This is a genomic window from Peribacillus sp. NPDC101481, from assembly GCF_044767165.1.
GTDB lineage: Bacteria > Bacillota > Bacilli > Bacillales > DSM-1321 > Peribacillus.
The window spans coordinates 20124-43934 of sequence record NZ_JBIWNJ010000009.1; the positions used below are offsets into that span (position 1 = coordinate 20124).

General features: G+C 41.4%; 21 protein-coding genes and 2 tRNA genes. 21 read left to right on the forward strand and 2 right to left on the reverse strand.

Annotated features, from left to right (window positions below; genetic code table 11):
• Positions 1-508 precede the first annotated feature (508 nt).
• The 18 genes from glmU (at position 509) to ACIROD_RS25750 (ending at position 18732) form a co-directional block, all read left to right on the forward strand.
• A complete protein-coding gene (glmU, locus tag ACIROD_RS25665) occupies positions 509-1882 on the forward strand; it encodes a bifunctional UDP-N-acetylglucosamine diphosphorylase/glucosamine-1-phosphate N-acetyltransferase GlmU (protein ID WP_101225909.1) in 1374 nt (457 codons plus the stop codon).
• Between the two features lie 15 nt (positions 1883-1897).
• A complete protein-coding gene (locus tag ACIROD_RS25670; protein ID WP_061440331.1) occupies positions 1898-2851 on the forward strand; it encodes a ribose-phosphate diphosphokinase in 954 nt (317 codons plus the stop codon).
• A 311-nt stretch (positions 2852-3162) separates the two neighbouring features.
• Positions 3163-4143: a sulfonate ABC transporter substrate-binding protein gene (locus ACIROD_RS25675; RefSeq protein ID WP_402945532.1), complete on the forward strand. Its 981-nt coding sequence runs from the start codon at positions 3163-3165 to the stop codon at positions 4141-4143.
• A 12-nt stretch (positions 4144-4155) separates the two neighbouring features.
• Entirely contained in the window at positions 4156-5328 is a 1173-nt protein-coding gene (ssuD, locus tag ACIROD_RS25680; protein WP_230178758.1) for an FMNH2-dependent alkanesulfonate monooxygenase, read from the forward strand.
• Positions 5294-6076: an aliphatic sulfonate ABC transporter permease SsuC gene (gene ssuC / locus ACIROD_RS25685; RefSeq protein ID WP_230178759.1), complete on the forward strand. Its 783-nt coding sequence runs from the start codon at positions 5294-5296 to the stop codon at positions 6074-6076. Before ssuD ends, ssuC begins: the two co-directional genes overlap by 35 nt.
• A 13-nt stretch (positions 6077-6089) precedes the next feature.
• A complete protein-coding gene (locus ACIROD_RS25690) occupies positions 6090-6842 on the forward strand; it encodes an ATP-binding cassette domain-containing protein (RefSeq protein WP_402945537.1) in 753 nt (250 codons plus the stop codon).
• A 171-nt stretch (positions 6843-7013) separates the two neighbouring features.
• Entirely contained in the window at positions 7014-7652 is a 639-nt protein-coding gene (locus ACIROD_RS25695) for a 50S ribosomal protein L25/general stress protein Ctc (protein ID WP_101225935.1), read from the forward strand.
• A gap of 258 nt (positions 7653-7910) precedes the next feature.
• Entirely contained in the window at positions 7911-8471 is a 561-nt protein-coding gene (gene pth / locus ACIROD_RS25700) for an aminoacyl-tRNA hydrolase (RefSeq protein WP_101225913.1), read from the forward strand.
• Between the two features lie 105 nt (positions 8472-8576).
• Positions 8577-8807, forward strand: a complete 231-nt coding sequence (gene fin / locus ACIROD_RS25705) for an anti-sigma-F factor Fin (protein ID WP_034316319.1) — start codon at positions 8577-8579, stop codon at positions 8805-8807.
• A gap of 160 nt (positions 8808-8967) precedes the next feature.
• A complete protein-coding gene (gene mfd, locus ACIROD_RS25710; RefSeq protein WP_230178761.1) occupies positions 8968-12504 on the forward strand; it encodes a transcription-repair coupling factor in 3537 nt (1178 codons plus the stop codon).
• A 188-nt stretch (positions 12505-12692) separates the two neighbouring features.
• Positions 12693-13229: a stage V sporulation protein T gene (gene spoVT / locus ACIROD_RS25715; protein ID WP_063235918.1), complete on the forward strand. Its 537-nt coding sequence runs from the start codon at positions 12693-12695 to the stop codon at positions 13227-13229.
• A 178-nt stretch (positions 13230-13407) separates the two neighbouring features.
• Positions 13408-15030: a putative polysaccharide biosynthesis protein gene (locus ACIROD_RS25720; protein WP_402945544.1), complete on the forward strand. Its 1623-nt coding sequence runs from the start codon at positions 13408-13410 to the stop codon at positions 15028-15030.
• Positions 15023-16495, forward strand: coding sequence for a bifunctional methyltransferase/pyrophosphohydrolase YabN (gene yabN / locus ACIROD_RS25725; protein WP_402945547.1), 1473 nt, complete (start codon positions 15023-15025; stop codon positions 16493-16495). Before ACIROD_RS25720 ends, yabN begins: the two co-directional genes overlap by 8 nt.
• A 23-nt stretch (positions 16496-16518) precedes the next feature.
• Positions 16519-16782, forward strand: coding sequence for an RNA-binding S4 domain-containing protein (locus ACIROD_RS25730; RefSeq protein WP_034316386.1), 264 nt, complete (start codon positions 16519-16521; stop codon positions 16780-16782).
• Positions 16783-16858: 76 nt separating this feature from the next.
• A complete protein-coding gene (gene yabP, locus ACIROD_RS25735) occupies positions 16859-17167 on the forward strand; it encodes a sporulation protein YabP (protein ID WP_101225917.1) in 309 nt (102 codons plus the stop codon).
• Entirely contained in the window at positions 17164-17796 is a 633-nt protein-coding gene (gene yabQ, locus ACIROD_RS25740) for a spore cortex biosynthesis protein YabQ (protein ID WP_101225918.1), read from the forward strand. The genes yabP and yabQ overlap by 4 nt, the downstream gene beginning before the upstream one ends.
• 13 nt (positions 17797-17809) lie before the next feature.
• Positions 17810-18196 (forward strand): FtsB family cell division protein, encoded by a 387-nt coding sequence (locus ACIROD_RS25745; protein ID WP_101225919.1) that lies wholly within the window; start codon positions 17810-17812, stop codon positions 18194-18196.
• Positions 18197-18276: 80 nt separating this feature from the next.
• Positions 18277-18732 carry a S1 domain-containing RNA-binding protein gene (locus ACIROD_RS25750; RefSeq protein WP_101225920.1) on the forward strand — a complete coding sequence of 152 codons (456 nt, stop codon included), beginning with the start codon at positions 18277-18279 and terminating at the stop codon, positions 18730-18732.
• Positions 18733-18896: 164 nt separating this feature from the next.
• Here ACIROD_RS25750 and ACIROD_RS25755 read toward each other — a convergent pair.
• Positions 18897-18968, reverse strand: a tRNA-Glu gene (locus ACIROD_RS25755).
• 20 nt (positions 18969-18988) lie between these two features.
• A tRNA-Met gene (locus tag ACIROD_RS25760) sits at positions 18989-19062 on the reverse strand.
• A 327-nt stretch (positions 19063-19389) separates the two neighbouring features.
• On the opposite strand from ACIROD_RS25760, the gene spoIIE reads away from it, so the two are divergent.
• The 3 genes from spoIIE to ACIROD_RS25775 all read left to right on the forward strand — a co-directional run bounded on the left by spoIIE (position 19390) and on the right by ACIROD_RS25775 (position 23748).
• Complete coding sequence (gene spoIIE, locus ACIROD_RS25765) at positions 19390-21864, forward strand: stage II sporulation protein E (RefSeq protein WP_101225921.1); 2475 nt, start codon at positions 19390-19392, stop codon at positions 21862-21864.
• Positions 21865-22046: 182 nt separating this feature from the next.
• A complete protein-coding gene (locus ACIROD_RS25770) occupies positions 22047-22784 on the forward strand; it encodes a VWA domain-containing protein (protein ID WP_101225922.1) in 738 nt (245 codons plus the stop codon).
• Positions 22750-23748 carry a protein kinase domain-containing protein gene (locus ACIROD_RS25775; RefSeq protein ID WP_311735959.1) on the forward strand — a complete coding sequence of 333 codons (999 nt, stop codon included), beginning with the start codon at positions 22750-22752 and terminating at the stop codon, positions 23746-23748. Before ACIROD_RS25770 ends, ACIROD_RS25775 begins: the two co-directional genes overlap by 35 nt.
• The last annotated feature ends 63 nt before the right edge of the window (positions 23749-23811 follow it).

Consider the following 23811-nt stretch of genomic DNA (forward strand, 5'->3'; position numbering starts at 1 on the left):
TTACTCTAATGAATTTATAAACCTACGTTGTTATCTTCAAAAGTTTAAGTACCCGTCCTTTTTAATTTTTAAACCTTTGTCCACCCAGATATTGAAATTCCTGTAAGTGGAATTAAAGGGATGCCACTTAATCTAGCCATCTGGCTGAAGATGAAACGAATTGGTAACCTGATTTCGGAATGGGAGTTAACAAAGGGTGAAGTATGCCCAACTGGCTTGTGCATAGGGTATGGAGCGCCGTGATAGTGTTTTGGGATAATGGGGTTGGCTGGTGTTATAAAAGGCAGGGGACATTGTTTCTGTATTATGCTGTTAATGAAAATGACATCGACCATGATGTGAAATAATTCTCCAAGGTCCAATAATAACATTTATAACCTTGTCGAAAATCGAACTTTTTTCACCTGATCGGTTGACAATTATATGTACTTTTAATTGTTACCTTGAAAAGAATCACTATTTGAGATAATATTTTTAGTGGATAAAAAGGTGAAAATGGAGGCCTGTTATGAGTAATCGCTATGCAATAATATTGGCCGCTGGGCAAGGTACTAGGATGAAATCTAAGCTTTATAAGGTTTTGCACCCTGTTTGCGGGAAACCAATGGTACAACATGTTATCGATCAAGTCAATCAACTTCAAATAGAAGAAATTGTAACAGTCATCGGCCATGGAGCTGAAAAAGTTCAAGAACAACTTGGTGATTCATGCAAGTATGCCTTACAAGAACAGCAATTAGGTACGGCACATGCTGTAATGCAAGCGGAAAGCGTTTTATCCGTAAAAAGTGGTACGACCCTTGTTATTTGCGGTGATACGCCTCTGATTAAAGCGGAAACGATGAAAGAGCTTATAGCATTGCATGAGCAAAGTCAGGCGAAAGCAACAATCTTAACAGCATATGCAGATAACCCTGCTGGCTATGGAAGGGTCCTTCGCGGTGAAGGCGGACTTGTAGAAAAAATCGTAGAGCATAAGGATGCCTCTGATGAAGAAAGATATGTTAAGGAAATAAATACCGGTACATATTGCTTCGACAATCAAGCATTGTTTAACGCGCTGAAAAAAGTTTCAAATGAAAATGTCCAGGGAGAATATTACTTACCGGATGTTATTGAAATCTTAAAACAGGAAGGCGAAGTGGTGACGGCCTTCCAATCCAGTGATTTCGAGGAAACATTGGGTGTGAATGACCGTGTGGCTTTATCACAGGCTGAGCAGGTTTTAAGAAAACGCATCAATGAAAAGCATATGAGGAATGGTGTAACGATCATCGATCCGCTTACTACGTTCATTGAAGCGGATGTACAAATCGGGCAGGATACAGTCATTAACCCTGGGTCATTCATTAAAGGAAAAAGTATTATCGGGCAGGATTGCTTAATTGGCCCGAATACGGAAATCAGTAATTGTGAAATTGGTGATGGAACGGAAGTCCTCCAATCGGTTGTACATGAAAGCAGTATTGGAAGTTTTGTGAAAATCGGTCCATTCGCACATGTTAGACCTCAATCAGATATTAAGGATTCCGTTAAGATCGGTAATTTTGTAGAAATTAAAAAGACCGTTTTTGGCAAAGGAAGCAAGGTATCGCATTTGAGTTATATTGGTGATGCAGAGGTTGGGGAGAATGTTAATATAGGCTGCGGATCTATTACCGTGAATTACGACGGGAAAAATAAATATTTGACGAAGATTGAAGATAATGTTTTCATAGGCTGCAATTCTAATCTGGTTGCACCTGTAACGGTAGGAGAAGGAGCATATGTAGCTGCTGGGTCAACCATCACGCAAGATGTACCGCAGGATGCCCTATCCGTTGCCCGGGCTCGTCAAGTTAACAAAGAAGATTATGTAAAGAATTTGAAATTTAATAAATAACCGACGGAGGTCATCATGTCAAATCAGTATTTAGATCCTAATTTAAAAGTATTCTCTTTAAATTCAAACTTCGATTTAGCTCAGGAAATTGCTGCTGCAATCGGTGTTGAACTTGGAAAATGTAGCGTAACAAGTTTCAGTGACGGTGAAGTTCAGATTAATATTGAAGAAAGTATTCGTGGCTGTGACGTATACGTAATCCAATCAACAAGCCAACCAGTCAATGAAAATTTAATGGAACTTTTAATTATGATCGATGCTCTTAAACGTGCTTCAGCTAAAACGATCAATATTGTAATGCCATATTACGGTTATGCCCGACAAGATCGTAAAGCGCGTGCGCGTGAACCAATTACAGCTAAACTTGTCGCAAATCTTTTAGAAACGGCTGGTGCCCACCGTGTAATCACATTAGATCTTCACGCACCACAAATTCAAGGTTTCTTCGATATTCTGATTGATCACCTTGTTGCTGTTCCGATTTTAGCTGATTTCTTCAAGGAAAAAGATTTAAGTGATATCGTCATCGTTTCCCCAGATCATGGCGGTGTAACTCGTGCCCGTAAAATGGCCGATCGCCTAAAAGCGCCGATCGCCATTATCGATAAGCGCCGTCCAAGACCGAACGTGGCTGAAGTCATGAACATCATTGGTAATATTGAAGGGAAGACAGCAATACTGATTGATGACATCATCGATACTGCAGGAACTATCACACTAGCGGCCAATGCCCTTGTGGAGAATGGCGCTAAAGCAGTTTATGCTTGTTGTACACACCCAGTCCTTTCAGGTCCTGCCATCGAAAGGATTCAAAATTCAACGATCAAGGAATTGGTCGTGACTAACTCGATTGCCCTATCTGAAGATAAGAAAATCGATAAAATTGTTGGACTTTCTGTAGCACCATTGATTGCAGAGGCAATTATTCGTGTGCATGAGGAACAATCAGTAAGCACATTATTCGATTGATAACATAATAAACAAAAACACGGCGAGCCATCGGGCTCGCCGTGTTTTTGTTTAAAAGTTTCAGAAAATACTTAATTCTTAGTTGACAGATGAGAATAGTAATAATAAAATAGCTATACAAATTCAATTCATATTCATGGAATGAAAAACTGTACTAACGCAGGTACATACTGGTTAACGCCGATCGGACTACCGAAGGCTCCTTTTCACTTACCAATAAAACATTGGGCATCATTTTGCCTATTGTCTTATCGGTGAAGGAAAGGAGCCTTTTATTTTTATATAAATAGTTTAAGAAGGGTGTGCAGAATATGAAGAAAAAACGAAAGATATGGCTCCTATCCATTTTTTGCATCTTCATGCTGATAGTGAGTGCATGTGGGCAGGAAAAGAACAGCTCCACAAGTGCTGACGCAAAAGAATCAGAGAAAACCATCCAAATCGGTTATCAAAAATTCGGGACATTAAATATTTTAAAATCAAAAGGGAATCTGGAAACACGTTTAAAAGAAGTGGGATATACCGTCGATTGGACTGAATTCCCTGCAGGACCTCAGCTGCTTGAAGCCTTGAATGTCGGCAGCATTGATTTTGGGCACACAGGGGAGGCGCCGCCGATATTTGCACAAGCAGCCAAGGCACCACTTGTCTACATTGCCAATCAACCGGCAAACCCATCAGGAGAGGCAATAGTCGTACAAAAGGATTCACCCATTAAAAATGTGAAAGAGTTAAAGGGAAAGAAGGTTGGCTTGAATAAAGGTTCAAATGTTCATTACCTATTGGTCAAAGCGTTAGAGGAAGCAGGTCTTACTCTTGATGACATTCAGCCCGTCTACTTGCCACCGGCTGATGCGAGAGCTGCTTTTGAAGGAAACCAAATCGATGCCTGGGTAATATGGGATCCATTTTTATCAGCGGCGGAATTGGAGCTTGAAACGAAAACGATCCGGGATGGAGAAGGACTGGTTGCGAATCGAGAATTCTTCTTGGCAACTGATTCATTTGCCCGGAACGAAGAGGCTTTGAAGATCATCAAAGAAGAACTGATAAAAGTTGATAAATTGATTGAAGAAAACCCAGGGGATGTCGCTGAGTTTTTATCTCCGGAAATTGGAATGAGTGTGGAGGCATTAGAAAAAACATTAAATAGAAAAGAATACGGACTTGAGGAGATTTCCAGTACGGTTTTGGATGATCAACAAAATATTGCCGATACATTTTACAATCTTAAATTAATTCCAAGCAAAATTAATGTTCTAGATGCATCTGCAGATGTTAAAAAAAATTAAGGGGGAAATAAAATGAAAGTATTTTGGTTTTTGCCATCACATGGGGAAAGTCGCTATTTAGGATCGACAAAGGGAGGGAGAGCGATTACACTTCCTTATTTAAAACAAATTGCACAGGCAGTTGATCATTTGGGATTTGAAGGGGCTTTGCTTCCAACGGGACGATCCTGTGAGGATGCTTGGGTAGTTGGTTCTTCATTGATTTCTGCAACGGAAAGAATGAAATTTTTAGTTGCTATCCGTCCAGGTTTAATGTCGCCAACCTTAGCTGCGCGTATGGCTTCAAGCTTCGACAGGTTGTCGAATGGCCGTCTTTTGATCAATGTTGTAACTGGGGGGGACCCGGTCGAATTGGCAGGTGATGGCGTATTTCTGAATCATGGGGAACGCTATGAGCAAACAAATGAATTTCTTGATATCTGGAGAAGGGAAATGTCTGGTGAGAGTGTGGAATATGAAGGGGAGCACTTAAAGGTTGAAGGTGGAAATATTCTGTTGCCACCTGTACAAAAACCGTACCCACCGCTCTATTTCGGAGGTTCATCCGATCCAGCCATCGATATATCGGGAAAGCATATTGATGTCTACTTGACTTGGGGTGAGCCGCCGGTGCAAGTGGCTGAAAAAATTGAAAAGGTACGTAAAAAGGCAGCAGAGTACGGACGTGAAGTCAGATTCGGCATTCGCATGCATGTCATCGTAAGAGAAACGGAAGAAGAAGCTTGGCAGGCAGCGGACGAACTCATTAAATATGTGGATGATGAAATGATTGAAAATTCACAAAAGATTTTTGAACGGTTTGATTCAGTGGGACAGAAGAGGATGTCGCAACTTCATAAAGGAAGCAGGGATTCACTCGAAATCAGTCCAAACTTATGGGCGGGTGTTGGTCTAGTGCGCGGGGGCGCCGGTACAGCACTAGTCGGAAGTGCTGAAAATGTTGCCGCCAGAATGAAGGAATATGAAGAAATCGGAATAGAATCCTTTGTTTTATCCGGGTACCCTCACCTGGAAGAAGCGTATAGAGTTGCTGAATTATTATTCCCTTTGCTCCCTGTTGAACAGCAGCAAGCTCCCGTTTCAAAAGCTACTAGCCCATTCGGGGAAATACTGGCTAATGACCACTATCCTACAAAAGGAAGTGAAATTGATGATGCAGAAAAAGTTAAACAAAAAGTTCAATAGGTTCCACCTCATATCATGGCTTGTGCCCATTCTCCTTTTGGTAACTTGGCAGCTGCTGTCATTGTGGGGGATTTTGTCGGATCGGATATTGCCTGCCCCGACTGAAGTATTTCAAGCAGGTGTTGCTTTATTGGAGACAGGTGAACTTATTGATTATATCGGCATCAGTGCTCAGCGTGCCTTCATCGGCTTTTTAATAGGCGGTGTCATTGGTTTTGTACTGGGTTTATTAAATGGATTATCATCCATTGCAGAAACCTTATTCGATACATCGCTTCAGATGTTACGTAACATTCCGCATTTAGCTTTAATACCGCTGGTTATTCTATGGTTTGGTATAGAAGAAGAAGCGAAAATCTTCCTTGTCGCCCTAGGGGTTCTGTTTCCTATCTATTTAAATACATTTCATGGAGTGAAATCGGTGGATAAGGAATTAATCGAAGCGGCGAGGGTTTATGGGCTAAGTGGTTTTTCTTTATTCTGGAATGTGATCCTCCCTGCAGCCTTTCCCTCCATTTTGGTGGGTATCCGCTTCTCCCTTGGAATCATGTGGGTCACATTAATTGTAGCAGAAACTATATCCGCCAATTCCGGAATAGGATATATGGCTATGAATGCCCGGGAATTCATGAGGATGGATATTGTTGTTCTCAGTATTCTCTTATATGCCTTATTGGGAAAAATATCGGACGTTGCGGCCAAAATAATTGAAAAAAGATGCTTAAAGTGGCATCCATCATACCAATGAGGAGGTCATTTGCATGAAAAGTGGAAATTCGTTGGAGTTGCAGGGTGTAAGAAAGAATTTTGGGGAGTTTGAAGTATTAAAGGGAATGGACCTCACCTTTAAAAAAGGGGAATTCGTAGCCATTGTCGGCAAAAGTGGATGTGGAAAGAGCACATTGCTTCGTCTTGTGGCAGGACTGGAAAAGCCGACGGACGGGCAGATACTGGTGAATGGAAAGCCTTTGAATGGATTAAATAGATCGTCACGTACGATGTTTCAGGATGGAAGGCTGTTTCCTTGGAAAAAAATCCTTGAAAATATTGGTGTAGGCTTAAAAGGGGATTGGAAGCCAAGTGCTATGGAATTACTGGAGCAAGTGGGCCTTGCCGATCGAGCAAATGAGTGGCCGTCCGTTTTATCTGGGGGGCAGAAACAAAGGGTGGCATTAGCGAGGGCATTGGTGAACCAACCTGACATACTCCTCTTGGATGAGCCGTTAGGGGCATTGGATGCTTTGACTAGAATTGGCATGCAAAGGCTGATTGAGGAACTATGGAGGAAAAGGGACTTTACTGCCTTACTTGTTACACATGATGTTGAAGAAGCCGTAATGCTTGCCGATCGTGTCTTATTAATCGAAGAAGGCAAAGTCGTCATGAATAAGGAAATCAATCTGCCGAGACCGCGGAAAAAGGATAGCATTCAATATTCATCACTAGCAGCCCAAATCCTTAACCGGGTGATGCAAGTTGAGGGGGAAATGGAAAAAAAGGCGATTCACGCTTGAATCAGAGAAAAAAATGAAAAAAGTTTTTTGTAGCAAATTCCTATGTTTACCATATGTTTATCACCTTCTTGCTCCCTTTGGATTTTACCTTTCATGTTTAATGCTTCGCCATTTAGGGAAATGTTAAATATAGAGAAACTTGCAATTCATATTCAGGAAGGCGGAGGATGTATGAGTAATATATTAGCTGCAAAAGAACGTACGGATTCAAAACACTCTAATTTAAGGAATTTGAGAGAAAGCGGCGAAATCCCTGCGATAGTATATGGCAATAAAAATGACAGTACGGCCATTTCAGTCAATAATATTGAGCTTCAAAAGACAATCAAGGAAATAGGCCGTAATGGAATCATTTCTTTGGACTTGGAAGGTAAGAATTATAAAGTCATGCTCTCTGACTATCAAAAGGATCCAATAAAGAACTCCATTTATCATGCAGACTTTTTAATTGTAGATATGTCCGCCCAATTACAGGCACAAGTACGCGTTAACCTTGTAGGTGTTTGTAAAGGCGTGAAAGACGGCGGGGTCCTTCAGCAGTCTCTTCATGAAGTGACGGTTACAGCTAAACCTAATGACATTCCTGACTCCATCGATGTTGACGTTACCGAACTTCAGGTAGGAGATACAATCTACATATCCGATATTCAAACGAATAAACAAGTTACAATCGACAACGATGGTGAAGAAGTCGTTGCATCTGTTCTGGCTCCTCGTCAGGAAGAGGAAATAAGTACAGGTGAACAGCAAGATGGCGGTATCCCTGAAAATGAAGAAGGCAGGGAAACCAAGGCATCACCAGAGTCATGATGCCGGGATTAAACAAGTGAATCGTGATATAATAGGCGTAGCTCTTAACGAGTTACGTCTTTTCAATCTCTGGATCATCCATTTAAGCCGGACCATTTTTTCGTGGTCGACTCCTTTAATAGGGTTTTTACTAATTAGTTCTCCGGTAGCTTGCAGGCAAGGTTGAAATTAGGGTACTATTTTTCTAAGGTCAATGATCTTGGAAAAACTTCGTCCCAGCGTAACTCCCTAAATAACCGTAATGACGGAGTGTGAATCATGAAAATTATTGTAGGGTTAGGGAACCCAGGTAAACAATATGAAAAAACTCGGCATAACGTCGGATTTGAAGTAATAGATGAGTTATCCAAAAGATGGTCGATCCCACTTGATCAAGCAAAGCATAAGGGGATCTATGGTGCAGGAATGGTAAAGGGAGAAAAGGTTTTATTGCTTAAACCCTTAACCTACATGAATTTGTCAGGAGAATCCATTTCGGCTGTCATGCATTTCTTTAAGGTGGATATCGCGGATGTTGTCATTATATATGATGACCTTGATTTGCCTCCAGGGAAGCTTCGCCTTCGTCAAAAAGGAAGTGCAGGCGGTCATAATGGGATAAAATCTTCAATTGCCCATTTGGGTACGCAAGAATTCAATCGAATCAGAATAGGGATTGGCCGCCCGATTGGCCGTATTCCGGTATCTGACTATGTCTTAGGGCGCTTTTCGCCTGAAGAATGGGATCATGTCGGTGCAACGATCGAAAAAAGTGCAGCTTCTTGTGAAGCCTGGTTGGAAAAACCATTTCTACAGGTAATGAACGAATATAACCAATAAGCAGAGAGTAGATATAAGTAAAGAATAATATCTTCCTGTTTCGCTGAATAAAACCCCTCTATTTTTGTACATACTAACACTATTACTAAAATAGGGGGTTACCAAATGGCTCTCCATTATCGATGCCGACATTGCGGAACTAAGCTGGGCTCAATCGAGGCACACTCACTGAGTACGGAGCAGTTAGGTTTTAATCAACTTACCGATGAAGAGCGACAAGAGATGATCGTTTATGATTCTGAAGGGGATATGCATGTAAGGGCGATATGTGAAGACTGTCATGAATCGCTGCAAAGAAACCCTGATTTATATGAAAACGATTATATTATTCATTAGCGGGAGAGGGCTTTGGACAAAATCCAAAGCATTTTTCCGTTTGTCTGGAATCCAGGGCACAAAAAAGTGCCTTTAATAAAAAGGACGCTTGGTTAAATGGCCAAGTTCTAATACAAAGAATTCAAATGTTTTTCGCACGTTAAGAGAGGGGGGAAATAAAATGAATGGATTACAGAACTTGTTCTCCAAACAAGATGATGTTCATTCGTTAATAGCCGGCATCGATGAAGGACTTAAGGAGCAAATCGTCTCTGGTCTGACAGGTTCCTCGAGATCACTATTGCTGGCTTCCGTATATGAAAAGACGAATAGGCCTATTTTATTGGTTACCCATAATTTATTGCAAGCACAAAAATTCCATGAGGACTTATCCAGTTTCATTCCCGAGGAAGAATTATATATATATCCAGCCAATGAATTGATAGCGGCTGATTTGAGTGTAGCCAGCCCGGAATTAAGGGCTCAACGTGTAGAGGCATTGAACTTTTGGGCGGAAGGAAAAAAAGGGATTGTCATTGCGCCAATTCCAGGGGTACGTCGTGTGCTTCCTCCAAAGGATATTTGGAAGAGGCATCAGCTAGCATTTAATTTAGGGGAAGACATCGAGCTTGAATCAACGCTTAATAAATTCATTGCCATGGGTTATAACCGGTCTGAAATGGTTGCTTCTCCAGGTGAATTCAGTATCAGGGGCGGTATAATCGATATTTATCCGATCACCGAACCTAATCCAATACGAATTGAATTATTCGATACCGAAATAGATTCAATAAGGACCTTTTCAAGCGAAGATCAGCGATCCATCGAGAAACTCAAGAAGGTGACGATTGGTCCCGTCAGTGAGGCTTTGCTAGAGACAGAGCATATCGAAAGAATTATAACAAGGCTCGAGAGCGGATTAAGTAAAAGCTTGAAAAAACTTAAAGACGAGAAAACTAAGGAACAGCTGGTTCAAACGATCAGTTATGAACTTGAACAGCTGAAAATGGGAAATATACCTGACAAAATCTTTAAATACTTAAGTTTAGCGTATGAGGATCCAGCTAGTTTAATAGATTATTTACCGGTAAATGGTTTGGTTTTCTTAGATGAAATCAGTAGAATCCAGGAAATCAATGATTCTTTGGAAAAGGAAGAGGCTGGTTGGTACACAGACCTTTTAAGTCAGGGACAAATTATCCATGATATAAAATTGGCTCATCCCATGCAGGAATTAATAGTGAAATCCAGCAGGCCGTTTGTATACCTTTCATTGTTTTTACGGCATGTACCGCATACGAATCCTCAGAATATCCTGAATTTTGCCAGTAAACAAATGCAAAATTTCCATGGACAGATGAATGTGTTCAAAGCTGAACTGGAACGTTGGAAAAAAGGTAAATACACAGTCGTCATACTTGGACAGGATGAAGAACGGGTAAAAAAGCTGCATTCGGTTTTGGCCGATTATGATATAGAGGCCGCAGAACTGTTTAATGCGGACAGCATTCTTCCAGGTAAAGTACAGATTTTACGCGGCAGTCTGAATAGCGGCTTTGAATTACCTATGCAAAAATTCAGTATCATAACGGAAACGGAATTATTCAATAAGAAGTCAAAGAAATCAATACGGAGACAGAAACTATCGAATGCGGAGCGAATCAAAAGTTATTCCGAACTGAAGATCGGTGACTATGTCGTTCATGTTAACCACGGAATCGGTAAATACTTGGGTATTGAGACCCTTACGATCAACGGGGTCCATAAAGATTACCTGAATATTCGTTATCAAGCGGATGACAAATTGTATGTTCCTGTCGACCAGATTGATCTTGTCCAAAAATATGTCGGTTCTGAAGGAAAGGAACCGAAGCTTTATAAGCTAGGCGGAACGGAATGGAAACGTGTCAAAAGCAAGGTTCAATCATCCGTTGAGAATATTGCCGATGATTTAATCAAGTTATACGCAGAAAGAGAAGCGGCAAAGGGCTATGCCTTTTCACCTGATGGTGATATGCAGAGGGAATTCGAAACATCATTCGCTTATAACGAAACGGAAGATCAATTACGTTCCATCGTCGAAATCAAAAAGGATATGGAACGTGAACGGCCGATGGATCGTTTATTATGCGGTGATGTTGGATATGGGAAGACAGAGGTGGCCATCCGGGCCGCTTTTAAAGCCATAATGGATGGCAAGCAAGTTGCATTTCTTGTTCCGACCACAATCCTCGCCCAGCAGCATTATGAAACATTAAGGGAGCGTTTTCAAGATTATCCGATTTCGATTGGTCATATGAGCCGTTTCCGGACTAAAAAACAGCAAACCGAGACGATTAAAGGATTGAAGGCCGGCACGGTGGATATTGTGGTTGGTACGCATAGGATTTTATCCAAAGATATCGTGTACCGCGATTTGGGATTGCTAATCATTGATGAAGAACAGCGCTTTGGCGTTACACATAAGGAAAAGATCAAACGGTTAAAAACTAATGTGGATGTACTGACTTTGACTGCGACGCCGATTCCAAGAACCCTTCATATGTCCATGTTGGGCGTGAGGGATTTGTCCGTCATCGAAACACCGCCTGAGAACCGGTTCCCGATCCAAACTTATGTCATGGAGTATAATGGCTCGTTGGTAACGGAAGCGATAGAACGGGAATTGGCCAGGGATGGTCAGGTTTACTTCCTTTACAATCGGGTAGAGGATATAGCAAGAAAAGCAGAAGAAATTTCCATGCTTGTGCCCGATGCCCGTGTCACCTATGCTCATGGGCAAATGACAGAGCAAGAACTGGAATCCGTCATGTTCAGCTTTTTAGAAGGCGAATATGATGTTTTGGTGAGTACAACCATTATAGAGACGGGTGTTGATATCCCGAATGTCAATACGCTTATCGTGAATGAAGCGGATAGAATGGGACTTTCACAGCTCTATCAGCTGCGTGGGCGTGTAGGACGATCCAATCGGGTGGCATATGCATTCTTCACTTATAGGAAAGATAAAGTGTTGACTGAAGTGGCAGAAAAACGTCTTCAATCCATTAAGGAATTTACAGAATTGGGTTCAGGGTTCAAAATCGCGATGCGTGATTTATCCATCAGGGGAGCTGGAAACATCTTGGGGGCTCAACAACATGGCTTCATCGATTCAGTCGGTTTTGATCTATATTCACAAATGCTGAAAGAAGCGGTAGATGCGAAACGTAATGACCAGCCAGCCGAAGAAAAGAACACCCTTGAAATTGATGTTGAAGTGGATGCTTATATCCCTGATGCCTACATAATGGATGGACATCAGAAAATAGAAATGTATAAAAGGTTCAGAGGTATTGCTTCGCTTGAAGAAGTGGAAGAATTACAGGATGAAATGATCGATCGTTTCGGAGAGTATCCAGACGAAGTTTCCTTTTTATTCATGATTGCCGAAATGAAGGTATATGCTGAAAAGGCCGGAATTGAAAGCATTAAACAATTAAAGCAGGAAATCAGCATTATCCTTAGGGAAAAGGTCAGCAGCGATGTGGATGGACAAAAGGTGTTCGAGCTGGGATCGAAGTATGGCCGTATGGTCGGCTTCGGCATGGACGGCAATAGAATGAAGCTGGTCCTGCACATAAAGGGCGTAGAACAAAGCAAATGGCTTAATATCTTATTTGAGATGACCAAGGGTTTACAGTATGTAAAAAAAGAGACTCAAGCCACAAAAAACTGAAATTGAATGATAGTCCTCTTGAAGAAATTTTTTTAGGTACCATGGTAAAAAAATGCAACAAAAAGAAAAATTTTTTCAAAGTGCATAGAACTTACCATTAGAAAAATACTAAGTACAATAGCTGGTGATGATTTTGCTACAAAATGAGGATTTATCAAATCAATTAGATGAAAGTGAGGCAACATTAGATGAAAGCAACTGGTATCGTTCGCCGAATTGATGATTTAGGAAGAGTCGTCATCCCGAAAGAAATTCGCAGGACCCTCCGTATCCGTGAAGGAGATCCACTGGAAATATTTGTGGATAGGGATGGGGAAGTCATCCTTAAGAAATACTCTCCTATTAGTGAATTAGGCGATTTTGCTAGGGAATATGCAGAAGCACTTTATGATAGCCTTGGAAATCCAGTTATGATTTGTGATAGGGATACTTACATTGCAGTGGCAGGCGGATCCAAAAAAGAATACTTAAATAAAAGCGTTAGTGAACTAGTGGAAAAAATCATGGAAGAAAGAAATCCTGTCCTGGAGTCTCCAAATGGACAAATTTCATTCGTTGATTCCAATGATGAAGAGGTCCAATCTTATACTGCAGCTCCGATCATTGCGAGTGGCGACCCGATTGGTGCCGTCTTGATTTTCTCTAAAGATAGTACCATTGGTGAAGTGGAACAGAAATCGGTTGAAACAGCAGCAAGTTTCCTAGCTAGACAAATGGAACAGTAACCTTGGACATGCCATTATATTTTTAAAGGTGGAAAGGGCAGCAATCGCGCTGTCCTTTTTGCAATTTCTAAAAAAGAAGTGGATATGGAAATTAATTAACAGTATGGCTGGAATTGAAAAATAACCATTAGAATTATGCTATAATAACTACCACATATGAGTGAAAAGGGGAAAAAGAATGGCTGAAAAGCCTAATAAAACATCAAATGAACTTTTTCGAGGTGCGCTGATTTTGAGCGCAGCTGCGATTATCGTAAAAGTATTGAGTGCGGCCTATCGCATTCCTTATCAGAACATTGCGGGTGACATCGGGTTTTATATCTATCAACAGGTCTACCCCTTCTACGGTGTTGCTTTTACATTATCAACACTCGGCTTTCCGGTAGTCATATCCAAACTTATTGCTGAACGGGAGTCTTCCAAAAATAACTTTGCGGTCAACGACATTTTAATGACATCATTCGTCGTCTTAAGTTCGATAGGAGTCATGATGTTTGCTGCACTGTTCCTTGGCGCTGATTGGATAGCAGGATGGATGAAGGATCCTCGTTTAGCCGGTCTGCTGAGAATCGTTGCCTATTCATATCTATTAATGCCGATTTCATCTGTTTTACGAGGTTATTTTCAAGGAATAAACGACATGTTACCGACAGCAAGTTCGCAGGTCGCTGAACAATGCATCCGTGTGTTGACGATACTGGTTCTTTCAACGATATTCGTGAATCAGGGCTACTCTCCTTATGTGGTCGGCAAGGGAGCGGTCCTCGGTTCGATAACCGGCGGCATGACCGGCCTGGTACTGCTTATTGCTTTCGTTATTTTAAGAGAAGAATGGAAGCTTTTTTTACGGATGAGAATCAAACCGGTAAATTTCATCAGAATCTCCAAAGTCCTGGTTTTCCAAGGGTTGGCCTTTTGTATAACTGGCTTGATCCTTATCTTGTTTCAGTTTGTCGATTCTCTGCACCTATATTCCCTACTAAGGGAAACGGGGATGGGGGAAAAGGAAGCCAAGGAATGGAAAGGGGTATATGACCGGGGACAGCCTTTGCTTCAGCTAGGTACAGTCGTAGCTAATTCTTTTGCATTGGCACTGGTACCTGTAATATCCGGATTCGTTCAGAGGAAAAGTGAACATGAATTATTGAATAAAATCAAATTGGCGCTTCGTGTAAGCGCGACGATAGGACTCGCAGCTGCGATCGGGCTGGTGGTGACGATGGAGCCTGTCAATCATATGCTGTTCACGGATGTTAAAGGGACCATTACTTTAGCAATTTTCTCTTTATCGATTTTATTCACATCCGTCATAATGGCAGAGGCGGCAGTGATTCAAAGCTTAGGTTATTCGTTCATACCGGTGATCATTACGCTTGTGGGTGTGGTCAGCAAGTGGGCTTTGAACCTTGTCCTGGTGCCTCATTACAAAATCGCGGGAGCAGCCTCGGCAACAGTGCTTGCGTTTATGATCATGTCTGTATTATTTTATGTGGTATTGAGAGTACATATTAAAAAGACATTAATTGAAAAGAAGCACGTGTTAATAATCTTGAAGAGTACGGTTTACATGGGTACGGCGGTTGTTATATTCAATGGCTTATTCGAATTGATGTCCTCAGGCGAGAGCCGGTTGTTAGCTACGATTCAAGCTTTGACCGGTGTAGGGATCGGTGCAGCCGTTTTTGTGATGACCGCCATTCGTTCAGGCTTATTTGGTGAAGAAGAACTTGCACTTATACCTGCAGGTTCAAAGCTTAAACGATTTATTATAACGAATAGGAGTATACGAAATCATGAATGAGATTACGATAATAGGCCTTGGTGCAGGGGATTTAGATCAGCTTCCACTAGGAATTTATAAAAAATTGCTGCAAACAGAACAATGCTTCATCAGAACAATTGATCATCCGGTTATCGGGGATTTGAAAAAGGAAGGAATCAATTTCACGGCGTTTGACGGGATATATGAAAAGCACGACCAATTTGAAGCGGTATATGAAGAAATTGCCGGAACATTATTACAGGAGGCTTTAAACCGTTCCGTTCTTTATGCAGTTCCGGGGCATCCTATGGTAGCGGAAAAAACGGTTCAGCTTTTGCTCGAAAAGGGTCCGGCTCTTGGAATAGCCATTAAGCTGGAAGGCGGGCAAAGTTTCCTTGATCCCTTGTTTCAGGCTGTTAAAATCGATCCGATCGAAGGGTTCCAGCTATTGGATGGAACAGATCTTTCACCAGATGATTTGCACATTACCCAGCATATGATAATCGGACAGGTGTATGACGCATTCAGTGCGTCCAATGTGAAGCTGACTTTAATGGAAAAGCTACCGGATGACTACGAGGTATATATCGTTACAGCGGCAGGAAGCAGTCAGGAAAAAGTGACAAGATGCGCTCTGTTCGAGCTCGACCGTCAGATGGAGTTAAGTAACTTGACGAGTGTTTATGTCCCGCCTGTTAGGGAAGAAGCTTTACGATACAGGGAGTTTTCTAAGCTGCGGCAGGTCATCGCAGAACTTAGAGGTCCTGACGGATGTCCTTGGGATAAGAAACAAACTCATGAAAGCTTGAAGAAATATCTAATAGAAGAGGCATATGAGCTGATTGATTCCATCGATGAAGAGGACGATGAGGGCATGGTTGGTGAACTTGGGGATGTCCTGCTTCAAGTGATGCTTCATTCACAAATCGGTGAAGATGAGGGCATGTTCACGATAGACGATGTGATTGAAGGCATTACGGCGAAAATGATTCGACGCCACCCTCATGTATTCGGAGATGTTGAAGTGAACGGCGAGGAAGATGTATTAGTGAACTGGCAGAAAATCAAAGAGAATGAAAAAGGGAGCGAAACAAAAGCATCGCAATCCATACTTGATGGGATTGAGAAATCGCTGCCAAACTTACTTCGGGCCGAAGAGTATCAAAAAAGGGCTGCGAAGGTTGGATTCGATTGGGATGAGGTTTCCGAAGCCTGGAAAAAGGTCAGGGAAGAAGTGCAGGAATTGGAAGCTGAAATATTAAGCCCGAAAATGGATGTCGAAAGAATAAAATCAGAGCTGGGCGACCTCTTTTTTGCGCTTGTCAACATTTCACGTTATTATGACATACAAGCGGAAGAAGCCGTCTACAAAGCAAACCAGAAATTCCACCGGCGTTTTACATATATAGAAGAGTGCATTCAAAGGGCAGACAAAAAGTTTGAGGAATATACATTGGAAGAACTGGATTCATATTGGGATGAAGCAAAAGCTAAAGGACTTTAATTAAGGGAGAGATTTTAATGTCGATGAGATTGGATAAATTCCTAAAAGTTTCAAGATTGATCAAGCGCCGCACACTTGCGAAAGAGGTTGCCGATAAAGGGAGAATCACGATTAACGGACAACAGGCCAAAGCAAGTTCAAATGTGAAAGATGGCGATGAATTGACTGTACGATTCGGTCAAAAGCTCGTTACGGTACGTGTCGATAAAATTCAAGAAACGACCAAAAAAGAAGCGGCTGCAGATATGTATACCATCGTAAAGGAAGAAAAGCTAGCGGAGGAGTAAGGACAGGCTTGGTTCTAATTCCGCTCTTACGGACATACACTTGTACAAAATCAGTGGTACTGTGAGGGATGAAAAAATGAGCCAATATAATGATCCGAATGCTGGTTACACAAAGGGAACGACCCAAGAGCACGATGTAACGATGAAAGGCCGCCGTTTGCTTGATATTACCGGTGTCAAACAAGTTGAAAGTTTTGATAATGAGGAGTTTCTGCTCGAAACTGTAATGGGATTCTTATCTATCCGGGGCCAAAACTTGCAAATGAAGAATTTAGACGTTGATAAAGGCATCGTCTCCATTAAGGGAAAGATTTTCGACCTTGTTTATTTAGATGAGCAATCAGGGGAGAAAGCTAAAGGCTTCTTTGGCAAATTGTTCAAATGACCTTAACGATTCAATTTTATACGTTGCTTGCGATGATAGGCATGGGCAGTGGCTTTGGAGCTGCCCTGGATACGTATAGCCGGTTCCTGAAACGATCAGAAAGGAAAAGGTGGATTGTATTCATCCATGACTTCCTTTTCTGGATCATTCAGGGTCTCCTTATTTTTTATGTTTTGTTTTTAGTGAATGAGGGAGAGTTTCGCCTTTATTTATTTTTGGCCTTATTATGCGGTTTTTCAGCTTATCAAGCACTTTTCAAAGGTTTCTATCAACGTTTTTTAGAGTTTTTGATAATACTTGTGATAAAGTTGGCGAGATTTATAACGAATTCGGTTCACATGCTGATATTTGTTCCGATAAAATGGGTAATAGTATCTGTAATAGCCATTATCTTCGGGATATGTAAGTTCGTTTTAGCATTATTAAAATGGGCGGGGAAAATACTTCTTTTCATTTTGAATATTTTCTGGAGGCCATTAAAATGGATTTTGATCTATATATGGAATTTATTGCCGGTTTTTGTTACGAAAAACGTCGGGAAGTTTTATAATAAAGGAAAAGGGATTTTATTGAAAATAAAGAATTCTATATTTAGAACGCTAAATAGATGGAGAAATAAAAAGAAATGAGGAGCGATAAAAAATGAGTAGCCTGCGTAAAAGGAAAGTGGCAAAAATAGAAAATCCCTACGTCGCTCAACAAGAGAAAAAAGTACAAACCGTAGAAAAAAAGAAGCGTGGTCTAATGCGTAGATTAACTCTTTACTCAGTTTTCGCCGCTGTCTTTTTGATTTTTGCCGTTTCCACCCTCATAACGCAAAATGTTGCACTGGATGAGAAAGTACAACAGAAGGAAGAATTGAAGGGAAAGTTAGCTGAATTGAAAAAAGACGAGACCCTTCTTAAAGAAGAAATCGTAAAGCTTAATGACGACGACTATATAGCGAAAATAGCCAGACGGGATTATTTCTTATCTGAAAAAGGCGAAATCATATTTACCCTTCCAAAAGGGAAGGAAGATAGTGACTAATATTGACACTGTTTTTTTACTTTCGTTATAATATAGAGTGAAGAGATTTTTTAACATTTCTAAGGAGGAACATTTTTTTTATGTCAATCGAAGTAGGCAGCAAGTTACAAGGTAAAGTAACAGGCATAACTAATTTTGGTGCATTTGTAGAGCTACCTCAAGGTTCAACCGGTCTTGTCCATATCAGTGAAGTGGCTGATAACTATGTCAAGGATATCAATGATCATTTAAAAGTGGGCGATACAGTTGAGGTGAAAGTCATCAATGTTAAAGATGGCAAGATTGGCTTGTCCATAAAAAAAGCGATAGACCGTCCTGAAGCTGAGCAAAAACCTGCATACACACCACGTCCGCGCCAAGGAAGAGGGAATGACAGCCGTTCCAAAGACTTCCGCTCGAAAGGTAATGGTTTCCAACCGAAGGAAAACTTTGAGCAAAAAATGGCTAAATTCTTAAAAGATAGCGAAGACCGCTTAACGACCCTTAAACGTAGCACCGAAACGAAACGGGGAGGTCGAGGAGGAAGACGCGGATAAAACTGCTGCTGAAAATAATAGTTTAGCAACTTTTCCTGTGAAATTATTCATAGTGTAGATAAAGGCAAGCTTGCCGGCTTGTCTTCTTTTAATTATCAACAACATAAAAAAAGCGCCTCTTTACACTTACTGAGATAGGTGTAAAGAGGCGCTTTTGTATTTGATGACCCGTACGGGATTCGAACCCGTGTTACCGCCGTGAAAGGGCGGTGTCTTAACCGCTTGACCAACGGGCCATTATTTTCATGAAAAAAGATAGCGGCAGAGGGGATCGAACCCCCGACCTCACGGGTATGAACCGTACGCTCTAGCCAGCTGAGCTACGCCGCCATAATGATAAGTGCTACTGAAGCACAAGTTATATCTTACATTCGTGAAGAATAAATGTCAACAAAAAAAATAAAGTTTGTCGGTTTCCATTTCCTGATTATTTATTCGTGTTATTTTCCGCAAAAATAACCTAAAAACTTTGCTTTTCTTCAAAAAAAAAAGAACACCCGTTTCTGTATTGGAAAAAAAGGCACAAAAACCTGTATACAAATGATTGTTCAAGAAGAATTTCGTCGAACGTTTTTCTTATCCGCTTATAAAATTCTGACAAAAAAATAAACAAGCCCTCTATATAATAAAAATCACTAATACGAATGGGGTGTTGAAATGGAAAAAGTAGAAAGACCTATGATGGAACCTCTTGGTGATGTTCAGTTAAAAGAAGCGAAGGCAGGGGCCATCAATTGGATCCAACAACTGCAAATGAAGACGGAAGACATATTCATAAAAAAAGGTATCTCTTTAGCAATTATTGGTTTTTTATTAGGACGGGCATTAATTCTTTCACAGCTGGCACCATTTGGACTTCCGTTTTTCGCAGCCGTGTTTCTCATGAGACGTGACAGGGCACCACTTGCTTTATTCGGATTGATTGCAGGTGGGCTGACCGTTCACTATTCTAATAGTTTAGTCATCTTTGCATCGGCGTTTCTGCTCCTGTTATTTCATAAGATCAAGAAGCCCGCCGTGGAAGGACAATTCAAGACGATGTCGATGTACGTTTTTGCTTCACTATTCCTGGTCAACCTGGCCGAGCAATATCTGGTATTCCGAACGATTCAGCTGTACGACTTAATGATGATAGGAGTAGAGGCGGGACTCGCAATGATCTTAACCTTAATCTTCATACAGTCCATCCCGCTGCTGACCATTCGGACAAAGTCCCAATCATTAAAGACGGAGGAAATCGTCAGCATCATCATCCTGCTGGCTTCGGTGATGACCGGAACCATAGGCTGGATGATATACGATTTATCACTCGACCATATATTCTCGCGATACTTGGTCCTCCTCTTCGGGCTGGCGGGAGGGGCCGCCATAGGCTCCACTGTAGGTGTAGTTACTGGATTGATATTCAGCCTGGCAAGTATTGCTAGTCTCTATCAAATGAGCCTTCTCGCTTTTTCCGGGCTTCTGGGCGGTCTGTTGAAGGAGGGAAGGAAGATAGGGGTTGCCGCGGGCCTCATGATTGCTACGTTACTGATAGGTTTATATGGTGAGGGCACCGGCAATATTATGGTGACCCTCTATGAATCAATTATAGCTGTGGCCCTATTTATATTGACACCGTCATCCATAATCAACAAAATAGCGAAACATATACCAGGAACAGTCGAGAATTCTGATGAACAGCAGCAGTATGCCCGGAAAGTGAGGGATGTCACCGCTCAAAGGGTGGAGCAATTCTCACATGTATTTGAGGCGCTCTCAAATAGCTTTTCCCAAGTGGATGAAAGGGGGAGATTGGAGGAAGATGAGAAAGAATTCGACTACTTCTTAAGTAATGTAACGGAAAAGACGTGCCAGCTTTGTTTTAAAAAGGAACAGTGCTGGTCCAAGAACTTTAATACAACCTATGACGGCATGCAGGAAATTATGCTTCAATTAAGTGAAAATAATGGTCAGCTTCCCCAAAAGACTTCGAAGGAATGGGGGAAATATTGTAGCCGCGGCCCTCAGGTCATTGGGGCGATATCACAGGAGCTTACTTATTTTGAAGCCAACCAAAAATTAAAAAGGCAGGTGAAGGAAAGCCGGAAGCTAGTTGCGGATCAATTGCGGGGAGTTTCGGCAGTAATGGATGATTTTGCGAAAGAAATTCAAAGGGAAAGGAAGAATCATCATGTACATGAAGAATCCATTTTGGAAGCCATCCAGGATTTTGGACTGCACATAGGGTATGTAGAAATATACAGTCTAGAACAAGGGAATGTTGATATAGAAATGAGTGTCCCATACTGCCAGGGCAGAGGGGAATGTGAAAAATTGATTGCACCTATGCTTTCTGACATTTTAGGGGAAACGATAGTCGTTCATTCAGAAGAGTGTGCAACGTATCCAAACGGGCAATGTGAGGTGATATTTAGGTCAGCAAAAAAATTCACGGTCGAAACGGGTGTTGCTCATGCTGCCAAGGGGGGAGGGCTTGTATCAGGAGATAGTCATACGACCATGGAAATTGGCTGCGGCAAATTCGCAATAGCCATTAGTGATGGAATGGGAAATGGGGAAAGGGCCCATTTTGAAAGTACAGAGACATTGAAGCTGCTTCAAAAATTTTTACAATCGGGAATTGAAGAAAAAATAGCCATTAAATCCGTAAACTCCGTATTATCTCTACGCACTACCGATGAAATATTTTCGACTCTTGATTTGGCAATGATTGATCTTCAGGACGCAAAGGCTAAGTTTTTAAAAATCTGTTCAATACCGAGTTTCATTAAAAGGGGGGATAGGATAATAAAAATTGAATCAAGTAACCTCCCTATGGGAATCATCCAGGATTTCGATGTTGATGTTGTATCAGAAGAGCTCAAGGCAGGGGACATACTAATCATGATGAGCGATGGAGTGTTCGATGGCCCCTCACATGTTGAAAATATCGAGTTCTGGCTTAAACGGAAAATCAAGGAAATGGAAACAGACGATCCGCAGGAAATCTCTGATTTAATATTGGAAGAGGTCATCCGAACAAAAGGGATCATAGATGATGACATGACAGTGGTAACATCGAAAATCAAGCATAACACACCGAAATGGGCATCCATTCCCGTTTCTCCAAAACGCAAAAAGGCCCAGTAGGCCGTTTATATATATAATAAATAAAACAAAAAAATGAGGTGGTGAAATGGAAGAAGGTTAAAAGGTAAAGAGACTTTTCAATCACTCCAATCCATGATGTGACTTGATGCGATGTCTTAGCGTATAAATTCCCCCTTTTTAGTCAATTATGGTAACAAATTGATAGGAAGGGAGAGCAAATCATGAAAGCAGGAACATTAAAACAGATTTTGCTTATAACTGACGGATGTTCAAATCATGGTGAGGAGCCGTCTGCCATGGCTGAATTAGCAAGGAAGCAAGGCATAACAATCAATGTCATAGGTGTCATGGAAAATGATGTTATAGATGAAAAGGGTCTTAAGGAGATCGAGAAGATTGCTGGTTCAGGAGGTGGCGTAAGTCAAATAGTCTATTCCCAGCAGTTGTCACAAACCGTCCAAATGGTGACACAAAAGGCAATGACTCAAACTATACAGGGAGTTATCAATCGCGAACTTCAACAAATACTTGGAGATTCAAAAACGATGGAGGATCTTCCGCCGGATAAACGAGGAGAAGTGATGGAGGTGGTCGATGAGCTTGGGGAAACGAGCAAGCTCGAAGTACTGATTCTTGTTGATACCAGTGCAAGCATGAAACATAAACTGCCTACAGTAAAAGATTCCTTATTAGATCTTTCCCTTAGCATGAATGCAAGAATGGGTGACAGCAGTTTTTCCGTATTCGTATTTCCTGGGAAAAGAAATGATGTTGAAAAGTTGCTGGATTGGACCCCGAACCTTGAAGCCCTGACGGCAACTTTTCCAAAGCTTAGTACAGGGGGACTCACTCCGACAGGTCCAGCCATTCGTGAAGCTTTAACATATTTCAATAAAAAACGTTCATTGAGGGGATTGTTATCACATGATGATGAACAATACTTTGAGGAATCAATGTAAACTCCTGCCTGGCAGTTTGGTCACTGGAAAATGGAATAAGAACCAGTACAAAATAATTAAGGAATTGGGGTGTGGAGCGAACGGGATCGTCTATTTGGTTGAAAGCAAAAATCGTCATTATGCTTTAAAGCTCAGTGATAATGGGACGTCCATTATTTCGGAGATGAATATCCTAAAATCCTTTTCAAAGGTCCAGGGGTCTACCCTTGGACCTTCCTTTTTGGAAGCGGATGATTTCATGAAAACAGGAAAGCAGCTCCCTTTTTATGTCATGGAATATATCCACGGACACGATTTTTTGCGTTTCATCGATAAGAAAGGGTCATCATGGATTGGAGTCTTAATGCTTCAGCTTTTAACCAGCTTGTCTGCCTTGCATACCAATGGCTGGGTGTTCGGCGATTTAAAACCTGAGAATTTGATCGTGACTTCACCAGCCTATAAGGTGAGGTGCGTGGATGTAGGCGGAACCACCTTAATTGGGCGATCTGTTAAAGAATTCACCGAGTTCTTTGACAGGGGTTACTGGGGTCTTGGATCAAGAAAGGCAGATCCGCAATATGACTTGTTCGCTGTGGCGATGATTATAATCAATTCGGCCTATCCTGGACGTTTCCACAAGCAAGGGGAGGGGTATAGACAGCTTAACGACTTGATTAAGCAGAAAAAGGAATTGCACCCATATAGAAAGATGTTGGATAAAGCACTTCACGGGCAGTATGATTCTGCCCTCCAAATGCGGGAGGATTTGGTCACGGTGCTAAGTAAGCAAAATCACTCGAAGAAAAAGGGTCCGACCAAGGCAGCTACCGGCCAGTCACAAACAATTCAACCTGCAACGAGACAAGCAAGAAGGTCCCAAAACCATTCAAAAAAGAAAAGTGGCGGTTTTTTTGAAACTTTTTTGTTGGTTGCCATCATTTCGATGCTCTATGTTCTTTACATATATGAACAGTTGTTATGATATAGTTATTAGGTGAAATGCCATGGAATAATTGAAACCATTTCATGATTGAATCGTATAAAA